Origin of the sequence: Paenibacillus sp. 7541, assembly GCF_002276395.1 — a bacterium.
Taxonomy (GTDB): Bacteria; Bacillota; Bacilli; order Paenibacillales; family Paenibacillaceae; genus Paenibacillus_AQ; species Paenibacillus_AQ campinasensis.
Genome location: NZ_NQLZ01000040.1, coordinates 60,433 through 70,395, shown reverse-complemented (window position 1 = coordinate 70,395; position 9,963 = coordinate 60,433). Strand labels below are relative to the sequence as shown.

7 protein-coding genes and 1 other RNA gene are annotated in these 9,963 nt (G+C 56.9%); all 8 read right to left on the bottom strand.

What is annotated here, in order from left to right:
* Positions 1-42: 42 nt before the first annotated feature.
* Positions 43-409: a transfer-messenger RNA gene (ssrA, locus tag CHH75_RS21695) on the bottom strand.
* 313 nt (positions 410-722) lie between these two features.
* Positions 723-1,202, bottom strand: coding sequence for an SsrA-binding protein SmpB (gene smpB / locus CHH75_RS21690; RefSeq protein ID WP_095268116.1), 480 nt, complete (start codon positions 1,200-1,202; stop codon positions 723-725).
* Between the two features lie 199 nt (positions 1,203-1,401).
* Complete coding sequence (gene rnr, locus CHH75_RS21685; protein WP_095399138.1) at positions 1,402-4,011, bottom strand: ribonuclease R; 2,610 nt, start codon at positions 4,009-4,011, stop codon at positions 1,402-1,404.
* Between the two features lie 241 nt (positions 4,012-4,252).
* Positions 4,253-4,483, bottom strand: coding sequence for a preprotein translocase subunit SecG (gene secG / locus CHH75_RS21680; protein WP_095268114.1), 231 nt, complete (start codon positions 4,481-4,483; stop codon positions 4,253-4,255).
* A 389-nt stretch (positions 4,484-4,872) separates the two neighbouring features.
* Positions 4,873-5,247 carry a PaaI family thioesterase gene (locus tag CHH75_RS21675; protein WP_095268125.1) on the bottom strand — a complete coding sequence of 125 codons (375 nt, stop codon included), beginning with the start codon at positions 5,245-5,247 and terminating at the stop codon, positions 4,873-4,875.
* A gap of 391 nt (positions 5,248-5,638) precedes the next feature.
* On the bottom strand, positions 5,639-7,318 hold the full coding sequence (locus CHH75_RS21670; protein WP_095268113.1) for a long-chain-fatty-acid--CoA ligase: 1,680 nt from the start codon (positions 7,316-7,318) through the stop codon (positions 5,639-5,641).
* Between the two features lie 77 nt (positions 7,319-7,395).
* A complete protein-coding gene (locus tag CHH75_RS21665; protein WP_095268112.1) occupies positions 7,396-9,186 on the bottom strand; it encodes an acyl-CoA dehydrogenase family protein in 1,791 nt (596 codons plus the stop codon).
* A gap of 219 nt (positions 9,187-9,405) precedes the next feature.
* Positions 9,406-9,765, bottom strand: a complete 360-nt coding sequence (locus CHH75_RS21660) for a hypothetical protein (protein ID WP_095399137.1) — start codon at positions 9,763-9,765, stop codon at positions 9,406-9,408.
* Positions 9,766-9,963: the final 198 nt, after the last annotated feature.

Here is a 9,963-nt window from a genome sequence, read left to right as displayed (position 1 = left end):
GACAATCTGAAGCGACCAGTTTGGTCGCTTTTTTAAGCATATGTATGGAGGCGAGGGGAGTCGAACCCCTGTCCGAAGATAACGACAACACAAGCTTCTACGGGTGTAGTCACGGTTTTGATGTCACCTGGATCAGCGCCCCGTAACCGGCTCTATTCCAGGTCAGCCTGATTGTCTTCTTCAGCTAGCCCCAGGCGGAGACTAGACAGCGTATCCCACTATAAGTTGAGCCCTCATCCCGGCACATGGGCGATGCAGAGCGAGAGCACGCGTGCAGGTTATTAAGCTGCTACAGCGTAAGAAGTTTGTTGTTTGCCATTTAATTGGCTTTAGCGTTGATGAAGTGGACGCGTCCCCACTACCCGCTACTCATGCCCGAACTATCCCCGTCGAATCCAAAAACGCCCCCTTAAATAGGAGAAATGTCAGCGTATCTAAGCACGCAAACCTTCCTGCCAAAAAGGGCTTCCGGATTAGATCATCGACGCATTCAGCATGGCAGTCGATCTATTCCGCATCCTTTCCCTCCAAGAAAGGATGACGAAGCATAATCTTGTAGTTGTCAAAGATCTGATGATCTTTCGTACATCACTTAGTATATCACATTCTGCATCATAATGATATATAGATACCAGGCAGAGCAGCTAAATGCTGCCACCTGCAGCGCATCCCCCTATTCATTAAACGATATTCCCATCTGCATAACATAAGACCTAACACACTTATCTTGCAATCTTCTGCTTCTCCCGCAGGGCACGCTGGATATCACGCTGCGCATCGCGCTTGGCTGCATCGGCGCGCTTGTCATACTGCTTCTTCCCTTTACCGAGACCGAGCAGCAGCTTGGCATAGCCATTGCGGATGTAGACCTTGAGCGGCACGATGGTGTACCCCTCCTGCTTGGACAGGCCCAGCAGCTTGGTAATCTGCTCCTTGTGCAGCAGCAGCTTCCTTGCGCGGGTAGGGTCGGTCGGGTTGAACCGGTTCCCCTGCTCGAACGGGCTGATATGCATGTTGTGGATGTGAATCTCGCCATTTCGGATCGTTGCAAAAGCATCAGCAATGTTCGCGCGGCCGTTGCGGATCGACTTGATCTCCGTTCCGGTCAGCACCATGCCTGCCTCGTACGTATCCTCGATGAAGTAATCATGGGAAGCTTTTTTGTTCTGGGCCAGAACCTTCCCGTCACTTTTCTTACCCATGGTCTCACTCCTTATCATCACGGTCTTAATGGGAAAAAGGACTTCCGGCAGACCGCCACAAATGCAATCTCACCAGAAGTCCATTGTATCAAACTGCCACCTGCAAAATCAAGGCAGAGCCAAGCGTTACGCAATGAAAAAGGCGGGGAAAAACAGCTATATTCATATTCAACCAGGGAATCTGGTGAAGCGAAGCCCCTTACTTTTTCTTCTTGCGGACAAAGGCAGCGGTGCCCCCGCCCTTGCCCTTGCGCTTACGGCCGCCCGCGGCGGGAGCGCCGCCAACGCCAGGGCCTGGCGTCGGGCCGTCGCCGATGAAGATGCCGCTGCGCGACGTCTTCTTCCGGCGGCTCTTGGCGCCGCCCTGGCGGGCGTTGCGGTCAAAGCCGAGGGAGCCGCCCCCGGACGAGCTGTACCCGCCTTTGCCAGAGCCAAAGGCGAAGCTCCGCTGCTCGCCCCCAGCGGCTTCCTCGGCGGCCCGCCCGCTGCCGGCGCCCTCGCGGCGCTTACCTGGCACCGGGCCACCGCCCGGGCCTGCCGCGCCGCCGCCTTCCGCCACGGCGCTGCGCTTGCCGCGGCCTTTGCGCGCCCCGCCATCGCGGGCGCGCCCCTCACGGCCACCGGCTCCGCCACGGTCGCCGCCGCCTTCACTGCCGCGTCCACGCCGGCGCGGCTTCATATCGACCATCTCAAAATCGATGGTGTGCTCATCCATGTTCACGTTGGCTACGCGCACCTTCACATCATCGCCGATGCGGAACACCTTGGATGTCCGCTCGCCGATCAGCGCCATATGCCCTTCGTCGAAGTGGTAATAATCATCCGTCAGCGCACTGAGCCGGATGAGGCCTTCGACGGTATTCTCCAGCTCGATGAACATGCCGAAGCTGGTCACGCTGCTGATAATGCCTTCGAATTCTTCGCCAATCTTGTCGAGCATGAACTCGGCCTTCTTCAGCGCCTCGGTATCGCGCTCCGCATCCACAGCCACGCGCTCGCGCTCCGAGGACTGCTGCGCGATATCCGCCATCCGGCCCGCCAAGTACTCCTGGCGCTCCTCGGTCAGCATGTTGCCGCTTTCGATCACTTCGCGAATGACGCGGTGGATGACCAGATCCGGATAACGCCGGATCGGGGATGTGAAATGCGTGTAATACTCCGCCGCCAGGCCGAAATGGCCCGTGCTCTCGGCATCGTACTTCGCCTGCTTCATCGATCGCAGCATCATCGTGCTGAGCACTGTCTGCTCTTTCGTGCCGTGGATGTCATCCAGCAGATTTTGCAGCGCGCGCGGATGAATCTGGTTGCCCCGGCCTTTCACATGATGGCCGAAATTAGCCGCAAACGCCATAAAGTTCTGCAGCTTCTCCGGATCCGGGTCCTCGTGAATCCGGTAGATGAACGGCACCTTCAGCCAGTGGAAATGCTCCGCCACCGTCTCATTGGCCGCCAGCATGAATTCCTCGATGATTTGCTCCGCGATGGAGCGCTCTCTTTTGACAATATCAACCGGCTTGCCGTTCTCGTCCACAATCACCTTGGACTCCACGAAATCAAAATCCACCGCACCCCGCCGCATCCGGCGGTCACGCAGCTTCAGCGCCAGCTCGCGCATCAGGCGGAAATCCTCCACCAGATCGCTGTAGCGCTCAATCAGTGCAGGGTCCTCGTCCACAAGGATCTTGCGCACATTGTTGTACGTCATCCGCTCCTTGGTCCGAATCACACTTGTGAACACGTCATGACTGACAACCTTCATCTGGTCGTTAAACTCCATCTCACAGGACAGCGTCAGCCGGTCCACCTGCGGGTTCAAACTGCATATCCCGTTGGAGAGCCGGTGCGGCAGCATCGGAATTACCCGGTCCACCAGGTACACACTGCAGCCCCGGTTATAGGCCTCCTTGTCCAGCTCCGAGCGCTCGCGCACATAGTAGCCGACGTCGGCGATATGCACGCCCAGGCGGTAGTTGCCGTTCGGAAGCCGCTCCACATTCACCGCATCGTCCAGGTCCTTGGCATCCTCACCGTCGATGGTGACGATGTTTTTGCCGCGCAGGTCGCGACGGCCCTGCTGAGCGATCTCCTCCTCGGTAATGGTGTCCGGCACGGCATCCGCCTCAGCCAGCACCTCTTCCGGGAAGCCTTCCGGCAGCTGATGCTTGCGGATGATGGACAGAATATCGACGCCCGGATCATTCTTATGACCGAGAATTTCGACAACCTCGCCCTCGGCCGCCGCTCTCCCTTCCGGGTAGCTCACCAGCTTCACCACAACCTTCACGCCGTCAACCGCACCGTTCATGGCATGCTTCGGGATAAAAATGTCCCGGTTAATCCGCTTGTCATCCGGCAGCACAAATCCATACGCCTCATGGTTCTGGAACACGCCGACCACCTGCGTGATGGCGCGTGTGACGATCCGGACGACCTCGCCCTCCATGCGGCCGCCGTCGCTGCCTTGCGAGCTGATGCGCACCAGAACAGTGTCACCGTTCATGGCACTCTTCAGATCGTTGGCATGAATGTACACATCCGGATGCTCTCTGTCATCAGGAATCAGAAAAGCAAAGCCCTTCGGATGGGCCTGCAAGCGACCGCGCAGCAGCGACATCCGCTCCGGGACGCCATAGCGCTGCGTGCTGGTCAGAATGATTTTGCCGGATTGCTCCAGCTCATTCAGCAGCTTCAGAAACTCCCTGAATTCATTGGCATCCTCAATTTGAAAATGCTTCTCCAGCTCCTGGTACGTCATCGGTTTATATGCAGTTTCCCGCATAAAATCCAGTAATATTTGTTCCGTTATCATTATGATCACCTCGGGGAACCTGCAGTATCATTGTTCCTCTATCCATTCTTTACCTAAATATACACTACCCTAGTATACACGAATTTAATCCGCGGTATCCTTACATTCACTGCCAGTTCTCGCTAGAACCGCCACTTTGCCCGCAACATAGAGCCACAGGGCGCTCTCCTGCAGCTTCCCGGGTATTAAAAAACCTCCGCTCTTCCATAAAATGAAAAAGCGAAGGTTATTGTTCCGAGAGTTATTTCAATACGGCAACGACAATGGCCAAAATCATAAATGCGCTCGCAAGACCAACGGTGATCCGCTGGAGCACCAGATCCAAACCGCGCGCCTTGGTTTTACCAAAAAGATGTTCCGCACCGCCGGAGATGGCACCGGCCAGACCTGCACTTTTCCCTTTTTGGAGAAGAACGACAGTAATCAATGCGATGGAGACAATAACAAGCAGCACTTCAAACAATACAACCATGAATTCCACCTCCTACGTATGTAAACATCTTGATCATTCAGAATCTATCCTTCAAATCAACATTCCGTAATAGTAATTAGAAAACAGCATTTTTATTGTACCACAGCTATTCTCCCCTGACAAGGATTGTTGGCGTATTCTCGCACGCCTCCTTATCCTTACCATCATAACAACTCTTCGTGACCCAAAGCCACTGAATTTCGATGTTTATCGTTACGATCAATCCACAGCGTTCTCCGCTATTCTCAGGTATACTGTACACACCTTCGCCGCCAAACCGATTCCTTAATTTTAAAAATCCAAATAAAAGGCCCGCCCCTCAAGCAGGACAGACCTTCAACGCGATCATCATCTTCTCATACACCTTCGCAGGCTTGGCATGGCGTCCCTTACCTTACCCGAAAAGATCCCGTGCTCAGCGCGACAAGCTCCCCGCGCTCATTGGTGATCCGGCTTTCCGTGGTGACAGAGCGATGTGTCTGGTGCACGATATGCGCGGTGACGTACAGCCGCCCTCCCCGGGCCGGCTTCACAAAATGCACATTCAAATTGCTCGTCACCGTGGACTCCCCCGGCCGCTGCAGCATGACCGCGATGCCCATCGCGTTGTCCATCAGGGAGGACAGCACGCCGCCGTGCACAATGCCCATCATATTCATATGGTGCGGCTCGGTATCGAGTGTGACCACGACTTCTTCCTCACTCGCAGATTCGAGCTTGCAGCCAAGGTAGCCCCAGAACGTAGGCTCTGCTGCGCGGGTCATCTCTTCAATGTAAGACTCCAGATTCCCGCCGTGCGCAGGCTGCCTGCTCTCCTTGTTTGCCAGACCCCCTCGCTGCTGCTTGCCCTGCCCCGGCGCAATACGAGTGGCCTCTCCCTCGGTATGCTGCTCTCGGTTTGCCTCCTGCCTCTGCGCTTCCTCTGTCTGCGCCTCCTGCTGCAGTACGGCCTTTTCTTCAGCACCAGAATGTCGATTCTCCATCAGGCCGCCTCCTTTCCGGCATACATCTCCAGTCCCGCTGCCTTCTCATTCGCCTCAACTAGCCGCTCGCCGCAGTGAATCCCGGCCTGCTTGCGGCATGCCCGCGTCCCACCTGGCCTTCACAATGGATGCTTTGCCAAGCGGGCTTCATGCCTTCAGCAGCATGCGCTCCTTACGCGGTCGGCTTGCCTTCCTCCTCTTCCTCCAGCAGCTTGCGCCGCAGCACCTTTCCGACAAGCGTCTTCGGCAGCGAATCCCGGAACACGAACTCCCTCGGCACTTTATAGGCCGCGAGCTGCTTGCGGCAGAACTTCTCCAGCCCGGCGGGGTCCGGCGCAGCCCCATCCTTCAGCACGATATAGGCTTTGACCGTCTCGCCCCGGTATTCGTCCTTGGTGCCCACCACCACCGCTTCCTTCACGGACGGGTGCTCGTAGAGCACCTCCTCGATTTCTCTCGGATAGATATTGTAACCGCTTGCGATTATCATATCCTTTTTGCGGTCGATAATTCGGAAGTACCCTTCCTCATCCATCGTGGCCATATCCCCGGTAAACAGCCAGCCGCCCCGAAGCGTGTCAAACGTATCCTCAGGCCGCTTCCAATACCCCTTCATCACCTGAGGCCCCTTTACGATGAGTTCCCCAGGCTCGCCCACCGGCACTTCATCCCCGGTGTCCGGATTGACAACCTTGGCCTCCGTATCCGGCAGGGGGATCCCGATGGTGCCGATTTTGCGATGCCCCCAGATCGGGTTCGCATGGGTGACCGGGGCGGCCTCCGTTAAGCCGTAGCCCTCGATCAGACGTCCTTTGGTCAGCTCCTCGAACGTGTCCTGCACCTCCACCGGAAGCCCGGCAGAGCCGCTGATACAGGCATTAATGGAAGACAGATCATAATCCTTGATTTGCGGATGGTTGATCAGGGCAATGTACATCGTCGGAGCACCGGGAAAGAGCGTCGCTTTCTTTTTTCGGATCAGATCCAGAATCATCTTCGGTTCGAACCTCGGCACCATCAGCAGCTCGCTGGCTCTGTACACCGCCTGATTCAGCAGCACCGTCAAGCCGAATACGTGAAAACAAGGCAGCGCCGCCAAATACCGCTCCTTGCCCTCCTCCACCTTGTAGCACCACATGGAGGATTGCAGCGTGTTGGCAATGAGATTGTAATGCGTAAGCATGACGCCTTTCGGGACCCCGGTGGTTCCGCCGGTATACTGAAGCAGCGCCAGGTCCTTCTCGGCATGGACCGATTCGCACACAGGGGCATCCAGCGCTTGCTCCAGCAGTTTTTTAAAGGGATATACCCCTTCTCGATAATGAATGACCGGCAGGGGCCCTTGCTTCTTGGCCTTGATCGGGAACAGCAGGTTTTTCGGAAAAGGCAAATAGTCCGCGATGCTTGTCACAATGATATGCTTCAGCTCCGTCTCGCCCTGCACCTTCTCCACCCGGGCAACAAAATGGTCAAGCGTAATGATCGCTTTAGCCCCGGAATCCTGCATCTGATGTGCAATCTCCCGCTCCATATAGAGCGGATTGGTCATCACCACCACGGCGCCTGACAGCAGCGCGCCAAAATACGAAATGACAACCTGAGGACAGTTGGGCAGCATGATCGCTACCCGGTCCCCTTTGTTAATTCCCTTGCCCCGGAGCGCGTTCGCCATTCGATAGGACGCCTCCAGGAGCTGTTTGTAGGTTAACGTCTTGCCCATAAAATAAACTGCCGGCCGATTCGGATATTTCTGCGCGGACGTTACAAGAAACAGTCCCAGGTTATGCTTCGGGTACTCGTACGAGGGGGCTACTTCCGGCGGATAAAATGGCAGCCAAGGCTTTGCATCCATACAAAACCATCCCTTTCCTCCCAGGTAAACTTCCAAATCCTCTTTCGTTGCACGGTTAATTTACACCGTTCTCCTTGTTACACCGTGTACCGCTCCCTGCTCACAACCCGCGCCGCGATGCTCCGCTTTAGCGCCACGGTGTCGAGCGGTGCGGTTCGGGTCAATTTTTTCAGCACCGACAGCTGCATGCGCAGCATATCGCCTGTTTCAACTGCGGCGAGCGTCTCTCTGGCCAGCCCTTCAATGCGCAGGAACGCCTCATACGCAAACACCTGCGTCATCTCGATCATCCCCGCAGCCTTCTCCTCCGAAGTCCGCGTCAGGTGCTTGCGGGTGCGAAGCAGTGCGCTTTCCAGCGCATAGATATCTGTCATGATATCTGCCAGGTTCGAGAGCAGCTCCTGCTCCTTCTCCAGCTTCGTCCCCAGCTTCTGAACCGCGAGGCCGCCGACGAGCAGGAAGATTTTTTTGCTCATATCCAGGAAGTGCGCTTCCCTGGCCAGCGTCTCCTCGAACGACTGACCCGGCACCATCTGCAGCAGCTCGCCTTGAAGCGCTTGCGCCTTTTCCAGAAGGGCGATTTCGCTTTTCATCGCTTTTTTCACGAGCGTGCCCGGGATGAGCAGGCGGTTGATTTCGTTGGTCCCTTCAAAAATCCGGTTGATCCGCGAATCGCGATAAATCCGTTCGATTTTGTACTCCTGGATATAGCCGTAGCCCCCGTGAATCTGCACCCCTTCATCCGCGACAAAATCCAGTCCCTCGGACGCAAACACCTTGTTGATCGAGCATTCAATCGCGTAATCGGCGATAGCCGCCGCCACCTGAACGCCGGAATCCGGCTGTTCATAATCGATGTCCTGCAGCGCCTCATCGAGCAGGCCCGCCGTGCGGTACACCATGCTTTCCATGACAAAAGCGGCGATGTTCATCTCGGCCAGCTTTTTGCGCATGAGCGGGAACTGGGAGATCGGGGTGTCGAACTGCTTGCGGGTATTCGCATATTTCGAGCTCAGTTCAATCGCCTCTTTAGCCGCGCCCACGGCTCCAGCAGCCAGTTTGTACCGTCCGATGTTCAGGATGTTGAAGGCAATCCGGTGGCCTTTGCCAATCTCCCCGAGCAGATTCTCCTTCGGCACCTTCACATCTTCGAAGAAGAGCGGCCGCGTGGACGAGCCCTTAATGCCCATCTTCTTCTCCTCGGGCCCGAGCGTAAAGCCCTCCATCCCTTTCTCCACGATGAATGCGGTGAAATGCTCGCCGTCAATCTTCGCATAAACGATGAAAATGTCAGCAAATCCTGCGTTCGTGATATACAGCTTCGATCCGTTCAAAATATAAAACTCCCCGTCCTCCGACAACTTCGCGGTCGTCTTGGCGCTGAGCGCATCCGAGCCGGAGGTCGGCTCCGTGAGGCAGTATGCGGCGATCAAGGCGCCGCTGGCGAGATCCGGGAGGTATTTGCGCTTCTGCTCCGGCGTTCCGAAGAACACAATCGGCAGCGTGCCGATGCCGACATGAGCTCCGAAGGACAGCGCAAAGGAGGAGCCCCGGGCCAGCGTTTCATTGATAATGGTCGAGCTGACCTTATCCAGCCCGACGCCGCCGAACGCTTCCGGCACATCTGCGCCGAGCAGCCCAAGCTCCCCGGACTTGCGGAGCAGATCCACGGTCAGCTCATAATCCAGCTTCTCAATCTCTTCGTCACGGGGCATAATCTCCCCGTCGACAAAATCCCGCACCGTCTCGGCAATCATCCGGTGCTCATCCGTAAAATCCTCGGGTGTCATCACCCGTTCCAGCTCCGGCGTCTCAATAACAAAGCTTCCACCTTTGATTTTCGGTTCTTTGGTTTGGTTATCGCTCATTGTGAGGACTCCTTTCGGGATAGTATGGCGGTGGCAGAGGCACTTCCTTCGGGCGATGACTGCTGCGAGGGTAGGGGGCTGGCATAGTCTAGTGTTGCTTCGAAGCTCTTTTGTCCGCTCAGGCGCGGATCGTCCTTCCGATCGCTGTTGTTTTCGGATTTCCTTGAACCCCCATTCCACCGTCGAAATCCGAAAACAAAGGCGAACGCTTGCGCTTCTTCAGGCCGATTCCGCTTTCTTCGCTCGGCTTCCCTCCGCAGCACCCCAGCCTCCGGCGGCTCTGCCTCCGCCTGGGTGGGGGTGAGACTCGTGGCCGGGCCGTGTTCGGCGGCGGCCACTTCGTTGAGGGCGCGCGTTGGCCTGCTCCAGCTTCGCTATGGAGCGCCAAAGCTGGTACCGGGCTGCGCCCCCTTGGCCTCGCAGCACGGCCACGGGATGCTCTGGCTGTTGCTTCGCTGTTAATTTGCCCACGGCCTCGGCCGGACAGGACCGGGTGCTGCGCTTCGCAGCCCTTTGTCCGCTCAGGCCGCGGACCGCCCTTCCGATCGCTGTTGTTTTCGGATTTCCTTGAACTCTCATTCCACTGTCGAAATCCGAAAACAAAGGCGAACGCTTGCGCTTCTTCAGGCCGATTCCGCTTTCTTCGCTCGGCTTCCCTCCGCAGCACCCCAGCCTCCGGCGGCTCTGCCTCCGCCTGGGTGGGGGTGGGCTCGTGGCCGAGCCGTGCTCGGCGGCGGCCACACTCACTCGGCGGGACGGCGATAGTGGGCGACGGCC